This window comes from Halomonas sp. HMF6819 (assembly GCF_044335525.1).
GTDB lineage: Bacteria > Pseudomonadota > Gammaproteobacteria > Pseudomonadales > Halomonadaceae > Vreelandella.
Map to the genome: position 1 here is coordinate 324,960 of NZ_JBIQVY010000004.1, position 15,237 is coordinate 340,196.

Below are 15,237 nucleotides of genomic sequence, written 5' to 3' on the forward strand. Positions count from 1 at the left end.
TATCAATCGCTTTTATATCGATCGTCGTTATATCGATGGGCGCTGTCTCAGCGACTTACCGCCTTGGGGGCGCTTTGCTCGGCGCGCTTTTTGAGCTGCTCGAAGATGGCCGGATAGGCGGGGCGCTCAAGATAGCGTCCGGCGCCGCGCTCGGCGTGAAGCTCCTTGGCGTCGCGCCATACCCACTTGCCTTGGCTGATGGTGTGGCGGGCGATACCGCGCACCGTTTTGCCTTCGAAGATGTTGAAGTCGACGTTCTGGTGGTGGGTCTTGGCGGAGATGGTGCGCGTGCCGTTGGGGTCCCAGACGACGATATCGGCGTCGGCACCGACCTGAATCGCCCCCTTGCGTGGGTAGAGGTTGAAGATCTCGGCGGTGTTGGTGGAGGTCAGGGCGACGAACTGCTGCGGCGAGAGCTTGCCGGTGTTCACCCCTTCGTCCCACAGCACGGCCATGCGGTCCTCGACGCCGGCGGTACCGTTGGGGATCTTGGTGAAGTCGTCGCGGCCGTTGGCCTTCTGTTCTTCGCAGAAGCAGCAGTGGTCGGTGGCGGTGGTCTGCAGGGTGCCCGCCTGCAGGGCGTGCCAGAGCGCTTCCTGGTGGCCTTTCGGGCGAAAGGGCGGGCTCATCACGTGCGCCGCGGCCGTGGCCCAGTCCGGGTTCTGGTAGACGCTGTCATCGATCATCAAATGGCCGGCGAGCGCCTCGCCGAACACCGCGTGGCCCTGTTGACGGGCATAGGCGATCTCGTCCACCGCATCCTTGGTGGATACGTGCACCAGATACACCGGCGCGCCCAAGGTGCTGGCGATACGGATGGCGCGGCTGGCGGCTTCCCCTTCCACCTGGGGCGGGCGTGACAGCGGGTGAGCTTCCGGGCCGGTGATGCCCTGAGCGAGCAGCTTCTGCTGCATGTGGTAGACCAGCTCGCCGTTTTCGGCGTGCACGGTGGGCACCGCGCCCAGCTCCAGACAGCGTGAGAAGCTCTCCACCAGAATGTCGTCGGTGGCCATGATCGCGCCCTTGTAGGCCATGAAGTGCTTGAAGCTGTTGACGCCGTGTTCGTGTACCAGGGTGTCCATCTCCTCCTTGACGCTGTCGTCCCACCAGGTGATGGCAACATGAAAGGCGAAGTCGGTGGCGGCTTTCTCGGCCCAGCCCTGCCAGGTCTCGAAGGCCTCCAACAGCGACTGACCCGGGCTCGGGATGACGAAGTCGATGATCGTGGTGGTGCCCCCGGCCATCGCTGCGGCGGTGCCGGTGTAGAAGTCTTCGCTGGCCACCGCGCCCATGAAGGGCATCTGCATGTGGGTGTGGGGGTCGATGCCACCGGGCATGACGAGCTGATCCGTGGCGTCGACGATCTCGCAGCCCTCGGGGGTGTCCAGATTCATGCCGATGGCTTCGATCTTGCCATCGACGCAGAGCACGTCGGCGCGGTAGGTGTCGGCGTGGGTGACGACGGTGCCGCCCTTGATGAGTAGGCTCATGGGGTGTCTCCTGCTGTTCCAGTCGCTTGGTTATTCGCCGTCGGTCAGGCGGGTATAGGTCTCGGGGCGGCGGTCGCGGAAGAACTGCCAGTTGTTGCGGGCCTCGCGCACCGCGTCGAGGTCGATTTCGTGCACCAGCAGCTCGTCCTCGGTGGCACTGGCCTGGGCTTCGATCTTGCCGCGCGGGTTGACGATGTAGCTTGAGCCGTAGAAGTCGCCGATGTTCCAGGGTGCCTCGGTGCCGACCCTGTTGATGGCGGCGATGAAGCAGCCATTGGCGGCGGCGGAGGCAGGCTGTTCAAGCTCCCAGAGATACTGCGAAAGCCCGGCAACGGTGGCGGAGGGATTGAAGATCACGTCGGCGCCGTTAAGTGCCAGCGCCCGCCAGCCTTCGGGGAAGTGGCGGTCGTAGCAGATATACACGCCGATCTTGCCATAGGCGGTGTCGAACACCGGCCAGTTGGACTGGCCGGGCTTGAAGAAGAACTTCTCCCAGAACCCGGCGACTTGGGGAATGTGGGTCTTGTGGTACTTGCCAAGATAGCTGCCGTCGGCGTCGAACACCGCCGCGGTGTTGTAGTAGATCCCGGTCTCGGTTTCTTCATACACCGGCACGATGATCACCATGCGGTGCTCGGCGGCGAGCTTCTGCATCATCTGGCAGGTGGGGCCTTCGGGAACCTTTTCGGCCGCGGCGTACCACTTCTCGTCCTGGCTGGGGCAGAAGTACGGCTGGTTGAACACTTCCTGAAAGCAGAGCACCTGCACGCCCTGGCTCGCCGCCTGCTCGATCATCGGTAAGTGCGCTTCGTTCATGACGTCACGAATCTGCCCGGGGTCCTGATCGGTACTGGCCTTCAATCCCATCTGGATCAAGCCGATCTTCATCTTTTGCATCTTGAGGCCCTCTCTTTGCTTGCACACACCGTCGCCCTATTGGGCGCGATGACGGTTATCGTTATTGATGATCAAGGCGTGCTGCAAGATTCACTCGCTTGGCAGCGAGGAGTTTTTTTATAGTGGTTGTAAAGCTGTCTGTGTCGGCAGCTTTTTTGAGATTAGTGCGAAACGCGGGCGGCTTTCAAGGTTTTTGTGACGTGGTTTTAAAGAGCTTCTTAACGCTATGATTTTATTGTTTTTTAGTAATTTATTAATTTTCCTTCGTTATTTTTTTGAATGCCAGATAACCATAATAATTAGATTTATTTTTAATTTAATCAATGATTTATTATTTATTTGGTTTTTTTGTTTTTATTTAAAGAGACTTTTTGGTGCGTTTTTAAGGCTAAGTGCGCTATTTTGGCAATGGCCTTAAAAAGCCGATTGTCCAATAACAAAAATTCCGAGACTGGTATGAGATTACATGTCGAAAAGGTCAGCTTTAATTCAATAGTTTATGCGCTTTAAACCAGGTGTAGGCATGCTTATTGCTGGGATTAGCGCTGACTCGATTTAAAGCCTGACGCAATAACGATAATCGACAGTGGCTCTGCTGAGGAGAACTCCATGACCGTTACAACATCTCGTATGGTAGATCGAGAGGGGTTGATAGAACTCGAGGTGAACGACGACGTTCGCCAAAGCCCTCGCTTCAACGAGGACATCGCGCCGACCCAAGCAAGCGAACGCACCTGGAGCAAGTGGAACATCGCCGCGCTCTGGGTTGGCATGTCGATCTGTGTGCCCACCTATACGCTGGGCGGCGTGCTAACCGCTTACTTCGGGCTGAGCGTGGGCGAGGCGCTTTTCACCATTCTCATCGCCAACGTCATCCTGCTGCTGCCCCTGACCCTAAACGCCTTTCCCGGCACCAAATTCGGCATTCCCTTTCCTATCGTATTGCGCTCCTGTTTCGGCATTCTGGGCTCGAACGTGCCTTGTTTAGTGCGGGCGCTGGTGGGCTGCGGCTGGTTCGGTATCCAGACCATGTTCGGGGGGCTGGCGATCCATCTGCTGCTGTCGGCGCTGTTTCCCGCCTGGGCGGCGTTGGGCGGCGTGGGTGAAGTGATCGGCTTTTTCGTCTTCGGCGCCATGAACCTCTACGTGGTGATTCGCGGCGCGGAGTCGATCAAGTGGATGGAAACGCTGGCCGCGCCGCTGCTGTTGGCAGTGGGCGTGGGGCTGATGGTCTGGGCCTGGCCGCACATGTCGATGACCGAGCTACTCGCCCAGCCGCCTTCGCGCCCTGAAGGCGCGCCGGTTTACGGCTACTTCTTCGCCGGCTTGACCGCCATGGTGGGATTCTGGGCAACGCTTTCGCTGAACATTCCCGATTTCAGCCGCTTCGCCAAAAGCCAGAAGGATCAGATCGTCGGTCAGATCATGGGGCTTCCGCTCACCATGTTCTTCTTTGCCTCGCTTGGCGTGGTGATGACGGCGGCCTCGGAAACCCTGGTGGGCCAGACCGTGGCGGACCCGGTGCGTCTGATCGGCTTCATCGACAGCCCGTTCTGGGTCATTCTGGCGATGCTGTTGATCATCGTCGCGACGATTTCCACCAACACTGCTTCGAACATCGTCTCGCCCACCAACGACTTTCAAAACATCGCCCCGAAACTGATCAACCAGACCCGTGGGGTGCTGATGACGGGGCTGGTCGGCGTGCTGCTGATGGGCTACGACCTGCTGCAAAAGGCGGGGTTGATCGCCCAGGGTGTCTCGCTCGAGCAGATGTATTCGAACTGGCTGCTGGGCTATTCGAGCCTGTTGGGGCCGATCGCGGGGATTATGGCGGTGGATTATTTTCTGATCAAGAAGCAGTCGCTGGACGTGCCGAGTCTTTACATGGACGGTCACACCTACCCGGCGGTGAACGTCGCCGGCTTCATCGCTTTTGGGGTGCCCGTGGCGCTGACGCTGGTATCGCTGCTAACGGGAACCATGAACTGGTTCTACGACTACGGCTGGTTCACCGGCTCGATCCTCGGAGCGCTCGTTTACTTCGTGGCAAGCACGCTGATGGGGCACGAAAAGTCGCATCGAACGGCCACGGCGGATGTATCTTAAGCGCCATCGTGGCGCGACGCTTGCGTGACTCAAGATGGATTCGGTTCGGCGGCAGTATCAAACCCTTCGCCGGGCCCCGCCCCGCTGACCAGCGCCAAAAACGCATCCACCACGCGATTGGGGCGCCGGTCACGGCGCGTGATGAGCACAAACGGTATGTGATAGCTTCGCCGCTTGGCATGTAGCGGGCGCATTTTGCCCGCCTCGACCCACTGCGCCGCGACATGCTCGGGCAAAAAGCCGATGTAACGCCCGGTCAGAATGAGAAACGCGGCCCCTTCGCGGTCCGACGCCGAGGCGCGCAGCGTCAGAGCGTCATGGGCCTGGCGCGCTTTGACCGGCAACGGGTAGCGCGGCGCCACCGCCGGCGCCTGGCTGATCTGCGCCCAGGCAGGGGCTGGTGCATCGAAAAGCGGGTGGCCGGCGCCGCAGTAAAGGTAGGAGGGCTCATCGTAGAGCCAGAGCGTCTCGAGGCTGGCGGGCAGGTTGACGTTGGGCACCACGCCGACGTGTAGATGGCCGTCCATGACCTGGCGAATCACCGCGTCGGACGGGTCCATCTGGATATTGACGCTGATGTCGTGGCTTTTCGAGGCGAGCTCGCCAAGCGCATCGGTGACGTTCATGGCGGGCAGCGTTACCAGATTGTCGGTGATGCCGATATTGAGCTCGCCCTTGAGCGTGCGGTGCAGTGCGTTTACGCCGCTTTTGAAGGTTTCCAGCGCCGCCAATAGCGTAAGCCCCGCTTCATAAAGCTCCTTCCCCTCTTCTGTGAGGCTGAAACCGCCACGGCCGCGCTGACAAAGCGACAGGCCCACGCGCTTTTCCAAATCGCTCATGTGTTGGCTGATCGCCGAGCGGCTGATGCCCAGCGTCGTTTCTGCGGCGGTAAAACCACCACACTCGACGACGGTATTGAACACCCGGATCAAACGAATTTCGTAGTCGCTCATCTGCCCAAGCGATACCATGAGGCTCTCCTGTTCCAGGAAACGATCTTTTCGGGCAGATCGTTTACAATGGCGCCGGTGTCTAAATAACCTATCGTATCGCTTTGGGTCAGGATCACACACCTTGAACGTCAACATACTCTTGCCTGGCGCGTTCGAACGCGGTCTGCCGATTTCATGAAGAAGGCATCCACGTAATGTCTCACTCACTGGATAGCGCGCCTTCGGCCGGCCTCGAACCTCCGGGGCCCACCACCACCGGCCGACGCGCCGTGCTTTGTTATGTAGTGGCGCTGCTCGTCATGATCGGTGTGTCCAGCGCGATGATGTACCAGCAGTACCGCCAGGAAATCAGCGCCGCCGAAATGCGTATGGAGGCGCGCGCCAGCGTCGTCGCCCAGTGGACCAGCGGTGTGATGGGGCAAAGCGAGCAGGCGCTTTTCAGCCTCTCGGAGCTGATGTCGTCGTTTGAAAATGATGAAATCCGTGACCCCGAGGCCCTCAAACAGGCGGTCGAGAACCTGACTCGCTACGTTACCTCCGTTGACGAAATGGGGGTGCTCGATGCGACCGGGCGTGTGACTCTTGGTAGCGACCAGCGCTACGAAGGACTCTCTTATCGCGATACCGAGTTCTTCGAAGCATTCAAAAACAGTGATCGCGTGCGCGATGTCACCACGCTGCAGCGCTCGCCGGAAAGTGACGAATTCTATCTCTACAGCGCCCGGCGCCGGGACAACCCGCTTGGCGAGTTTGCTGGTATCGTGGTTTCACGTATTCGTCCGCAAGTGTTTGTCGATGCGCTCTCCCGGGTCGGCGTCAGCGAAGGCGAGAGCATCGCGCTCGTCGACACTGACTGTCAGATCATCGCACGCCATTCCCAGCCGCCGCAGCGCGTCTCGATTGGCCAGCGCTTGGAGATGCCCACCACGTGGACGCCGCTCGCCCCTGAAGAGTACTCGCGCACTTTCGTCCTGAGCTCGCCCGTCGATCATCGCGAGCGTCTGCTGCATATGGAGCGCGTCGGCGACTACCCTATCTACGCGGTCGTCGGCGTGGACCGGCAGCATCTTTTGAGCGAGTGGCGCGACCGCGTGGCGCTTTTATGCTTCGTGGTGGTGTTGATTGCGCTGCTCGGCGCTTGGGGGCTTCGCCACTATCTCAACCGACTGGCGCTGGCGAGGATTTTGCAAACGCGCGTCGAGGAGCGCGAACTCGCCCGGGCGCACGCCCGGGAACGCGACGTGCGCCTCGATGCGCTGGTCAACTCGCTGCAGGATTTGATTTTCGTTTTCGATGAGCAGGGGCGGTTCAACTATGTCCATGCGATCGACCAAAAGCGGCTACTGATCGAGCCGGAGCTCATCCTGGGGCGCCACTTCGCCGATATACTGCCTAAGGATCTGGCCGACGCCTTCCAGATCATTTTCGATCGCGTCAAACGACTGCGCCGAGCAGAGACCTACGAGTATCCGTTGACCCTTGAAGGCCAACTCGGCCATTTTCACGCCACTATCAGCCCGCTGACGGACGTAAGCGGCCAGTTCAGGGGCGTGTTGTCGGTAGTGCGCGACATCACCGAGGACAAGAATCTGCAGGCGGAGCTCGGAATTGCCGCCGCCGCCTTTCAGACCCACCTGGGCATTCTGATCACCGATCGCAAAGGCTATATTCTCAAGACCAACGACACGTTTAAACGCATCACCGGCTACCGCGAAGAGGAGATGATCGGTAGAACGCCGCGGATGTTCAGCTCGGGCCAGCACGGCGCGGCGTTCTACCGCGAGCTCTGGCAGCGCGTACATCAAAGCGGCAACTGGGAAGGCGAGATCTGGAACAAGCGTAAAAACGGCGAGCTCTTTCCGCAGTGGATCACCATCAGTGCCACTTACGACGACACCGGCGCGCTTGGCCATTACGTGGCGACCATCAGCGACATCAGCGAGCGCAAGGCCGCCGAGCAGGAGATCCACCAGCTCGCGTTCTACGACCCGCTTACCGGGCTTAGCAATCGGCGCCTGTTTATGGATCGGCTCGAAAACGCCTTGAAAGAGATCAACCGTCATCAGCGTTTTGGGGCGGTCATGCTCTTCGATATCGATAGCTTCAAGGAGGTCAATGATACCCTGGGGTACCACGCGGGGGACCAGCTGTTGCGCGGCGTGTCGCGGCGCCTGTCGCGAATGCTGCGCGATACCGATACCCTGGCCCGACTTGGCGGTGACGAGTTCGCGGTGCTGGTCGAGGGCGTGGACAGTAGCCTCGCGCAAACGCACCAACTGGCCCGCGGCATCGCGAACAAGCTCATGGACACGCTCAGCGAGCCCATCCGCATCAACGACAGCCTGATCACGGTGACCGCCAGCGTCGGGGCGACCATGATGTCAAACGATCAGCAGAACATGGATGACTATCTGCAACAGGCGGACATGGCGCTTTCCCAGGCCAAGGCAAGCGGGCGCCGGACGCTGCGCTTTTTCACCCCGGACATGCAAGCTGAGCTGTTGGCCCGGGTGCGCCTGGAAGCCGATCTACGCCAGGCGGTGATCTTCAAGCATTGGCATATTTTCTACCAGCCTCAGGTCGACGCCGCGGGCACCCTGACAGGGGTCGAGGCGCTGCTGCGCTGGGATCACGCCGAGCGTGGGATTATCTCGCCGGGCGAGTTCATGCCGCTTCTGGAGTCCACGGGGCTGATCAACGAAGTCGGCGAGTGGATTCTGGAGCAGGCCTGCTGGCAGCTCATCGAGTGGGCGCGCGAGCCAATGCTTGCCAAGCTTACGATTTCGATCAACCTGAGCCCGCTTCAGTTTCGCGAGCCCAACTTCGTATCCCGAACCGAGAGCGTGTTCGCTCGCACACAAGCGCCGCTTGAGCGCTTGAAGTTCGAGGTAACCGAGTCGCTGTTCGTTGAGGCGCCGGAGGATGTACGCAATACTATGCTGCGGCTCAAGGCCCACGGCGTGCGCTTTTCGCTCGACGATTTCGGTACCGGCTATTCATCGCTTTCGTATCTGGCCCAATTGCCGCTGGATCAGCTCAAGATCGACCAGTCCTTCGTGCAGCAGGTGCCGGAAAGCTCTGCCAACGCGGCCATCGTGGAAACCACTATTGCGCTGGCGTCGAGCCTGAGTCTTGACGCCATTGCCGAGGGTGTGGAGACCCGTGAGCAGTACGAGTGGCTGTTGGCCCACGGCTGCCACGCCTTCCAAGGGTATCTGTTTGGCCGTCCCATGCCGGTGGCCGCGCTCGAGGCTATTGCGCTGAGCTCGACAGATCGACCAGACGATCCACAAGCGTAGGGTCGCGTTGCGCAAGCGTGTCGGGAAGAATGACCTCCAGGCGCGAGTCCTGACGCCAAGCGCTCGCCTCGACGCTCAACACGCCGTCGGCGCGGTTGAGCCGCTTCCAGCCACTGTCAGTATGAAACACGCCCTTGGCCCGCGCTGCTTTGGGCAGTTCTGATAGCGTGTGGGCGAGCCGGTCGAGATCGAAGCGCTCGTCAGGATGCCAGCGAAGCCCACTGCTGGCGTAGCCCAGTGCCGAGGCGGTTTCGATACGCGGAGAGCCCGGCGGGGGCGGGGCGTCGAAAAATTGGCCCGCAAACGTGGGTGGGGCAACCAGTGCCCGGTGCGCGTCGGGCATGGCCACATTGGATGCGCCCGCCTGGCCGCCCTGGGTGAGAAGCGACAGCGGCAGCGCCCCGCCCGCGCTGTCGTGGACCCACTTGGGCGCGGGCCAGAGCGCCTCGACGAAGGCTCGGCCACGGGCGTTCTGGGACTCAATCGCTTGGTCGGTCAGGGTGAGCACCACAGCGTCCGCCACGGCGAGCTGGTCGTTGAAAGTCTCGTGCTCGCGCACCCGGGGCTCATCGAGCCGTCGTGGGTCGAGGGTGGCGATGATGTCGCGCACCTCCAGCACGCCCTCAAAAGCCTCGCCGCGCAGCAGATCCAGAAGCCCCGCCGGGTGGCCAAGGCCCGAGGGCTCGATGATCACCCGGTCGGGCTTGGCGCGGCGGATCAGGTCGACCAGCGCTGCCCGCAGCACGAAAGCGAGCTGGCAGCACAGACACCCGCCGGGCAAGCCCTTCACCACCACGTCGTCACGGTGCTCGAACATCGCTTGGTCGATGCCGATCTGGCCGAACTCGTTGACCAGCACGGCCCATGTCTCATCCACAGGCTTTTGCTCGATCAGGCTGTGGATAAGCGTGGTCTTTCCGCTGCCAAGAAAGCCGGTCACCACGTGAGTGGGAATACGCGTCATCGTCACGTATCAACCGCCGGTCATGTTCATGAAGCGGACTACCTGAACGTCGCCGTCGGTGGTGAAGTGGTGACGCTCGGGCTTGAGCGGAAGCGCATTGATGATCGCGCGCTTAAGCGCGTCCATGTCGCCCGGGTAGCGTCGAAGCACCGCGCGCAGATCCACCGAGTGCTCGTTGCCGAGACACAGCAAAAGCCGCCCTTCGACGGTGACGCGCACCCGGTTACAGCTGTCGCAGAAGTTGTGACTGTGCGGCGATATGAAGCCGATGCGGCTGTCGCTGTCACTCATCTTGAAGTAGCGTGACGGGCCCGGTGTGGTCACCGTGCTCGGCATTAGCGAATAGCGCGCCTCGATCAGCGCCTTGACGTCGTCGCTGGAGTAGAAGGTTTCGGCGCGGGAGTGATCCGACACGTCCCCCAGCGGCATCTCCTCGATGAAACTGATATCGAGGCCTTCCCGGCGGGCGAAGTCGACCAAATCCAACACCTCGTCGTCGTTGCGCCCTTTGAGGATTACCGCGTTGAGTTTGATGCGCTCGAAACCGACCTCTTTGGCGGCGCGAATGCCATCGATCACCTTGTCCAGATCGCCCGTGCGGGTCAGCGCCTTGAAGCGCTCGCGGTCGAGCGAGTCGAGGCTTACGTTGAGCCGCTTGAGCCCGCCGTCGAAAAGTCGTTGGGCGTGCTTTCTCAGACTCGCGCCGTTGGTGGTCATGGTGAAGTCACTGAGCCCGGGCAAGGCACCGATCTCGTCGACCAGCTCGCCAATGTTACCGCGCACCAGCGGTTCGCCGCCGGTGAGACGAATCTTCTCGACACCGAGCTCGGTGAAGGCCCGCGCCACGGTGGCGATCTCTTCGAGGGTGAGCACCTGCGCACGCGGGAGAAAGGTCATCTCCTCGCTCATGCAGTACACGCAGCGAAAGTCGCAGCGGTCAGTGACTGAGATGCGTACGTAGTTGACTCGGCGGCCAACGCTGTCAATCAGTTGCTCGGTCATGGCCATCTCTCGAACCGGTGAATGGGGGCAGTGTAGTCGATGACGGCGCGCGAAGCGGCTGGATCGCGACGACCTCGCCGGCGGCGGCGACATCGCGCTCCTCACTAAGCTCGATCAGACAGTTGGCCGCCACCATCGAGGTTAACATACCCGAGCCCTGGGCCTTGAGCGCCCGTACTCGCAGACCGCCCTGTTCATCGCTTTGGTACACTCCGCGAAGCAGATCGAGCCGTCCTTTGCGCCCTTCAATCGGCGAGTCGAGCACCGCCGTCAGGCGCGCGGGCGCGGCGGCGGGCTGGCCTTCCAGACGCGCCAGTAGCGGCGCGACGAACTGGTGAAACGTCATCATCGCCGCCACCGGGTTGCCGGGCAGCCCGACGAAGGGCGTTCGGCGCGCGCCAAGCGTGCCGCAGGCCAAAGGCTTACCCGGGCGCAGCGCCACGCGCCAGAAGCCGAGCGTGCCCAGCCGCTCGAGCGCGGCACGGGTGAAATCCTTCGTGCCTACCGAGACCCCGCCGCTGGTGAGCACCAAATCGCTCTGCTCGGCGGTTTGGGCCAGCGCGGAGGCGATCGCTTTCGGGTCGTCCGGCAGAATGCCAAGATCGATCACGCGCGCGCCGTGCTCCTGCAAAAGCCCCTTCAGCGCGAAGCGGTTGGCATCATAAATGCCCGCCGGCGAGAGCGCCTCACCGGGCTCGGTGACCTCGTTGCCGGTGGAAAAGAGGGCTACCCTCGGGCGTTTGACGACGCGCACCGTGGCTTGCCCCAAGGAGGCGATCAGCCCAAGGGCGGCAGGGTTCAGGCGCGTGCCCGCCGCCAGCACTAGAGCGCCGGCGGCCAGCTCCTCGCCGGCCAGGCGAACGTTTTGTCCCTTCACCACGCGCTCGGGGGCTTTGAGCGTCACGGCGCCGTCGCGCTCATCAAGCTCTTCGCTGGCGATGACCGTGTCGGTGCCTGGCGGCAGCGGCGCGCCGGTGGTGATGCGCACGCACTCGAATTCAGCGAGGGCGCCGTCAAAGCGCTGGCCGGCGAAGGCGCTACCGGCCAACTGCCAGCGCGCGGCAAGCGCTCCGCGCCAGCCAAGCGCGACGCCGTCCAGCGCCGCGTTGGTGTAGCGGGGCACGTCCGTGGGTGCGGTGATCGACTCATTCAGCCGGCGCCCGAGCGCCTGGTCGAGCCGGACCTCCTCGGTGCCCATCGGCCGGGTGGCGAGTGCGGCAAGCGCCTGGCGCGCCTGGTCGACGCTCAGCGGCGCGTCGCTTCGATCCAGCGTCATGGCCGCTCCCGGCGGGCGTCCGCGCGGCCAAGCTCCAAACGCTTAAGCTCTTCTTCGCTGTTGAGGTTGACGAACGCCTCTTTCGCGTCCGAGAAATCCACACGCTTCGCCGCGTGGCGCTCGAACCAGCGGCCGAGCTTGCGCTCGCCGCTGGCCAGAAAGGCGCCGAGATCGTCGGCGAGCGCGGTGGCGATCAGCGCCACCGTTGGGTGATCGCGCTCGCCGTCAAAGGCAATGGCCGCCTGGCCGCCGTCGAGCCCGTCGGTCAGGCGCTCGACGAGTGTGGCGGGCAGAAGCGGCGTGTCGCAGGGCACCACGACCAGCCACGGCGTCTTCGCCGCCAGCAGCCCGCTGTAGATGCCCATCAGCGGGCCGAAAAAGCCGGGCTTGGCATCCTCGATCACGCGCGGGCCTAAAAGCGCATAGGCATCCTGGTTACGGTTGGCGCTGACGAGGGTTTCGCTCACGCGCCCCTCCAGACGTTTCAAGACGTGGGCGAACAGCGGCAGGCCTTCGAAGGGCTCCAGGCCCTTGTCGCGCCCACCCATGCGGCGACCTTCGCCGCCGGCCAAAATCAGTCCGGTCAGTTGCTGTGACGCGATCATGAAAGTGCCCTGCGCGTAGTGAGTGAAGCCGACGACGAACCCCAAAAAGCGTGGCCTTCGAGTGTAGGCCCCGGCTGGTCCCGACGTGTTTAGAGTGTGCCATATTCGCAGCGGCGAAAACGTTTTTAAAGCGACTCTTTTGCTATGCTGAGCACCATTCAACCCCGGAGAGCTTTCATGCACGCCTTCAACGATCTGGATCAGACGACCCAAACCGAACTCGAAGCCGCCGCCTTTCGCCGGCTTTTGACCCATCTGGACGCCAACAAGGACGTTCAGAACATCGATCTGATGATTCTGGCGGATTTTTGCCGCAACTGCCTTTCGAAATGGCTAGTCAGCGCCGCCGAAGAGCGCGGCGAACGCCTCGACTACGAGGCCGCCCGCCAGCACGTTTACGGCATGCCCTACAGCGAGTGGAAAGAGCACCACCAAGCCAGGGCCACCCCGGAACAGCTCGCCGCGCTCGAGGCGCGCCAAGCGAAAAAGAGCCACGAGGAGTAGCGCTTTGGAAACGCAAAACAGTGCTCCAGAGGCAATGGAGGCACTGAACATCGCGGTGCTGACCGTCTCCGATACCCGCACCGAGGAGAGCGACCGCTCCGGGGCGCTTCTGGTCGAGCGGCTGGAAGGCGCCGGCCACCAGCTGGTGGAAAAGCGCATCGTAGCCGACGACATGTACCGCATCCGCGCGGTGGTGGCCGAGTGGATCGCCAGTCCTGAGGTGCAGGTGGTGATCACCACCGGCGGCACCGGCTTTACCGGGCGCGACTCCACGCCGGAGGCGGTATCGGTACTGTTCGATAAAGCCATCGAAGGTTTTGGCGAGCGCTTTCGCCAGCTTAGCGGCGACGAGATCGGCAGTTCCACCATCCAGAGCCGCTGCCTTGGGGGGTTAGCCAACGCCACCGTGGTCTTCTGCCTGCCAGGCTCGACTGGCGCGTGTCGCACCGGATGGGACCGCCTTTTGGCCGAGCAGCTCGACAGCCGCCATAAGCCCTGCAACTTCGCTAACCTGGTGATCCCCGGCCGGGGGCAGCATGGCTGAGCTCGCCCCGATCGAACAAGCCCTCGACGCGCTTCTGAGTGACGTGAGCCCGCTTGGCGCTGAGGACGTAGCGCTCGATGACGCCGCCGAGCGCGTGCTGGCCGCCGCCGTCACCGCCGCGCTCGATGTGCCCGCCCGCGATAACAGCGCCATGGACGGCTACGCCCTACGCGCCGCGGACGCCGGCAGCTGGCTGCCGGTGTCCCAGCGCATCGCCGCGGGCCACCCGGCCGCGCCGCTTGCGCCCGGCACCTGCGCGCGCATCTTCACCGGCGGCGAGCTGCCCGAAGGTGCCGACTGCGTGGTGATGCAGGAGGAGGTCGAACTCGACGGCGAGCGGGCGAACATTCCCGCCGGCATCGCGGTAGGCAACAGCGTACGCCGCCGCGCCCGGGACGTCGCCCAAGGCGAGGTACTGCTCGAGGCGGGCACGCGCTTGAACGCCGCCGCGCTTGGCCATTTGGCGGGGCAGGGCATCGCGCGGGTGAGCGTGCGCCGCCGCCCGCGGGTGGCGCTCTTGTCCACCGGTGACGAGGTCATCGAGCCCGGCACGCCGCTCGCGCCCGGCCAGCTCTACAACAGCAACCGGCCGATGCTCAAGCGGCTGCTGGAGAGCTTCGGCGCCGAGGTCGTGCATGTCGAAAGCGTGCCGGACAGCTTCGATGAGACCCGCGCCTGCCTGATCCGGGTAGCCCAAAGCGCCGATGTGGTCATCACCACCGGCGGGGTGAGTGTGGGTGAGGAGGATCACGTAAAAAAGGCGCTGGAGGCGCTTGGCCAGCTCGATCTCTGGCGCTTGGCCATTCGCCCGGGCAAGCCGTTGGCGCTGGGGCGATTGCCCCGGGGTGATGGAAGCGTAGCGCGCTTTGTCGGGCTGCCGGGCAACCCGGTGTCGGGCTTCGTCGGCGCGTGGCTGTTTCTGCGCCCGCTCATGGGGGCGCTTCTGGGCTGCCCTGCGCTCGCCACGCTTGCCCGGCTGCCGGCGGTAGCGCGCTTTTCCACCAGCACCGGCCCGCGCCAGCACTACATGCGCGTAAGGCTCTCCTTCACCCCCGGCGGTATCGAAGCGCACGCCTTCGAGGACCAGGACTCTTCGGTGCTCTCTTCCTGCGTGGCTGCCGACGCGCTCGCCGTGGTTGAGGCGCACGCAAGGGTTGAGGCGGGCGATGCCATTACCTGCCTGTGGCTTCAACCTTGATCGGTCTGAATGAATTAGTCGGGGCTGGGCGGCGCGAAGGGAGAGAGCCTGTCGGCCTCGAGTAGCCAAAGCGCGACGCGGTGGTCATCGAGCGCGACGCCGCAAAGCGCCGGGAGGGTGCTGCGCGCCAGTACCAGCGGCGGCAGCGGATGTAGCGTGCCGGCCGGCCACTCGATGAGTTCGACGCGGCCCTCCACGCCGAGCTGCCAGGCGCCTTCGCGATCATTCAGTGTCAGCCAGCGCTTGGGCGCGTGGTGTCCAGAGGCGCCGAGCAGGGTCGCGGCGGCCATGTGGCGCTCGGTGTCGATCTCAAGGCGCTGTCGCTCGACGCGGCTGGCCTCGAGTGCGTAGCGGTAGGGGCCAGCGTCGAACGCCACCAGCGCGACTCGTTTCACG

Annotated in this window: 13 protein-coding genes; 5 read left to right on the forward strand and 8 right to left on the reverse strand. The window is 62.9% G+C overall.

Annotated features, from left to right (window positions below; genetic code table 11):
• Positions 1-47: 47 nt before the first annotated feature.
• Both hydA and ACGLWX_RS13835 read right to left on the reverse strand, forming a co-directional pair.
• The gene (hydA, locus tag ACGLWX_RS13830) at positions 48-1,490 is read right to left on the reverse strand and encodes a dihydropyrimidinase (RefSeq protein WP_396240500.1); all 1,443 of its coding nucleotides are present in this window, start codon (positions 1,488-1,490) and stop codon (positions 48-50) included.
• Positions 1,491-1,520: 30 nt separating this feature from the next.
• Entirely contained in the window at positions 1,521-2,387 is an 867-nt protein-coding gene (locus ACGLWX_RS13835; protein ID WP_396240502.1) for a nitrilase-related carbon-nitrogen hydrolase, read from the reverse strand.
• A 609-nt stretch (positions 2,388-2,996) separates the two neighbouring features.
• Here ACGLWX_RS13835 and ACGLWX_RS13840 point away from each other — a divergent pair.
• On the forward strand, positions 2,997-4,496 hold the full coding sequence (locus ACGLWX_RS13840) for an NCS1 family nucleobase:cation symporter-1 (RefSeq protein WP_396240504.1): 1,500 nt from the start codon (positions 2,997-2,999) through the stop codon (positions 4,494-4,496).
• Positions 4,497-4,525: 29 nt separating this feature from the next.
• On the opposite strand, the gene ACGLWX_RS13845 is transcribed toward ACGLWX_RS13840, so the two are convergent.
• Positions 4,526-5,467, reverse strand: coding sequence for a LysR family transcriptional regulator (locus tag ACGLWX_RS13845; protein WP_396240506.1), 942 nt, complete (start codon positions 5,465-5,467; stop codon positions 4,526-4,528).
• A 176-nt stretch (positions 5,468-5,643) separates the two neighbouring features.
• On the opposite strand from ACGLWX_RS13845, the gene ACGLWX_RS13850 reads away from it, so the two are divergent.
• Positions 5,644-8,748: an EAL domain-containing protein gene (locus ACGLWX_RS13850; RefSeq protein WP_396240508.1), complete on the forward strand. Its 3,105-nt coding sequence runs from the start codon at positions 5,644-5,646 to the stop codon at positions 8,746-8,748.
• Here ACGLWX_RS13850 and ACGLWX_RS13855 read toward each other — a convergent pair.
• From ACGLWX_RS13855 to mobA, 4 genes are read right to left on the reverse strand one after another with little or no spacing between them, the layout of a single operon-like run.
• Entirely contained in the window at positions 8,702-9,712 is a 1,011-nt protein-coding gene (locus ACGLWX_RS13855; RefSeq protein WP_396240641.1) for a CobW family GTP-binding protein, read from the reverse strand. The genes ACGLWX_RS13850 and ACGLWX_RS13855 overlap by 47 nt on opposite strands.
• Before the next feature lie 9 nt (positions 9,713-9,721).
• Entirely contained in the window at positions 9,722-10,714 is a 993-nt protein-coding gene (gene moaA, locus ACGLWX_RS13860; protein WP_252106091.1) for a GTP 3',8-cyclase MoaA, read from the reverse strand.
• The gene (gene glp / locus ACGLWX_RS13865) at positions 10,695-11,990 is read right to left on the reverse strand and encodes a gephyrin-like molybdotransferase Glp (protein ID WP_396240510.1); all 1,296 of its coding nucleotides are present in this window, start codon (positions 11,988-11,990) and stop codon (positions 10,695-10,697) included. Before glp (ACGLWX_RS13865) ends, moaA begins: the two co-directional genes overlap by 20 nt.
• A complete protein-coding gene (gene mobA, locus ACGLWX_RS13870; RefSeq protein WP_396240512.1) occupies positions 11,987-12,595 on the reverse strand; it encodes a molybdenum cofactor guanylyltransferase MobA in 609 nt (202 codons plus the stop codon). The genes glp (ACGLWX_RS13865) and mobA overlap by 4 nt, the downstream gene beginning before the upstream one ends.
• Positions 12,596-12,772: 177 nt before the next feature.
• On the opposite strand from mobA, the gene ACGLWX_RS13875 reads away from it, so the two are divergent.
• Genes ACGLWX_RS13875 through glp (ACGLWX_RS13885) form a run of 3 tightly spaced genes read left to right on the forward strand, consistent with a single transcriptional unit; the run spans position 12,773 to position 14,841 of the window.
• Positions 12,773-13,099 carry a DUF1244 domain-containing protein gene (locus ACGLWX_RS13875; protein WP_396240513.1) on the forward strand — a complete coding sequence of 109 codons (327 nt, stop codon included), beginning with the start codon at positions 12,773-12,775 and terminating at the stop codon, positions 13,097-13,099.
• Positions 13,100-13,133: 34 nt separating this feature from the next.
• Positions 13,134-13,643, forward strand: coding sequence for a molybdenum cofactor biosynthesis protein B (gene moaB, locus ACGLWX_RS13880; RefSeq protein WP_396240643.1), 510 nt, complete (start codon positions 13,134-13,136; stop codon positions 13,641-13,643).
• The gene (gene glp / locus ACGLWX_RS13885; protein ID WP_396240515.1) at positions 13,636-14,841 is read left to right on the forward strand and encodes a gephyrin-like molybdotransferase Glp; all 1,206 of its coding nucleotides are present in this window, start codon (positions 13,636-13,638) and stop codon (positions 14,839-14,841) included. Before moaB ends, glp (ACGLWX_RS13885) begins: the two co-directional genes overlap by 8 nt.
• Before the next feature lie 14 nt (positions 14,842-14,855).
• Here glp (ACGLWX_RS13885) and ACGLWX_RS13890 read toward each other — a convergent pair whose 3' ends face one another.
• Positions 14,856-15,236 (reverse strand): hypothetical protein, encoded by a 381-nt coding sequence (locus ACGLWX_RS13890; protein ID WP_396240517.1) that lies wholly within the window; start codon positions 15,234-15,236, stop codon positions 14,856-14,858.
• Between the last annotated feature and the right edge of the window lies 1 nt (position 15,237).

Excerpts from the sequence above, each read along its gene's own strand:
- ACGLWX_RS13835 (WP_396240502.1), bottom strand. The coding sequence starts at position 2,387 with ATGCAAAAGATGAAGATCGGCTTGATCCAGATGGGATTGAAGGCCAGT.
- moaA (WP_252106091.1), bottom strand. The coding sequence starts at position 10,714 with ATGACCGAGCAACTGATTGACAGCGTTGGCCGCCGAGTCAACTACGTA.
- ACGLWX_RS13875 (WP_396240513.1), top strand. The coding sequence starts at position 12,773 with ATGCACGCCTTCAACGATCTGGATCAGACGACCCAAACCGAACTCGAA.
- ACGLWX_RS13850 (WP_396240508.1), top strand. The coding sequence starts at position 5,644 with ATGTCTCACTCACTGGATAGCGCGCCTTCGGCCGGCCTCGAACCTCCG.
- glp (WP_396240510.1), bottom strand. The coding sequence starts at position 11,990 with ATGACGCTGGATCGAAGCGACGCGCCGCTGAGCGTCGACCAGGCGCGC.
- ACGLWX_RS13840 (WP_396240504.1), top strand. The coding sequence starts at position 2,997 with ATGACCGTTACAACATCTCGTATGGTAGATCGAGAGGGGTTGATAGAA.
- glp (WP_396240515.1), top strand. The coding sequence starts at position 13,636 with ATGGCTGAGCTCGCCCCGATCGAACAAGCCCTCGACGCGCTTCTGAGT.
- mobA (WP_396240512.1), bottom strand. The coding sequence starts at position 12,595 with ATGATCGCGTCACAGCAACTGACCGGACTGATTTTGGCCGGCGGCGAA.
- ACGLWX_RS13855 (WP_396240641.1), bottom strand. The coding sequence starts at position 9,712 with ATGACGCGTATTCCCACTCACGTGGTGACCGGCTTTCTTGGCAGCGGA.
- moaB (WP_396240643.1), top strand. The coding sequence starts at position 13,134 with ATGGAGGCACTGAACATCGCGGTGCTGACCGTCTCCGATACCCGCACC.
- hydA (WP_396240500.1), bottom strand. The coding sequence starts at position 1,490 with ATGAGCCTACTCATCAAGGGCGGCACCGTCGTCACCCACGCCGACACC.
- ACGLWX_RS13845 (WP_396240506.1), bottom strand. The coding sequence starts at position 5,467 with ATGGTATCGCTTGGGCAGATGAGCGACTACGAAATTCGTTTGATCCGG.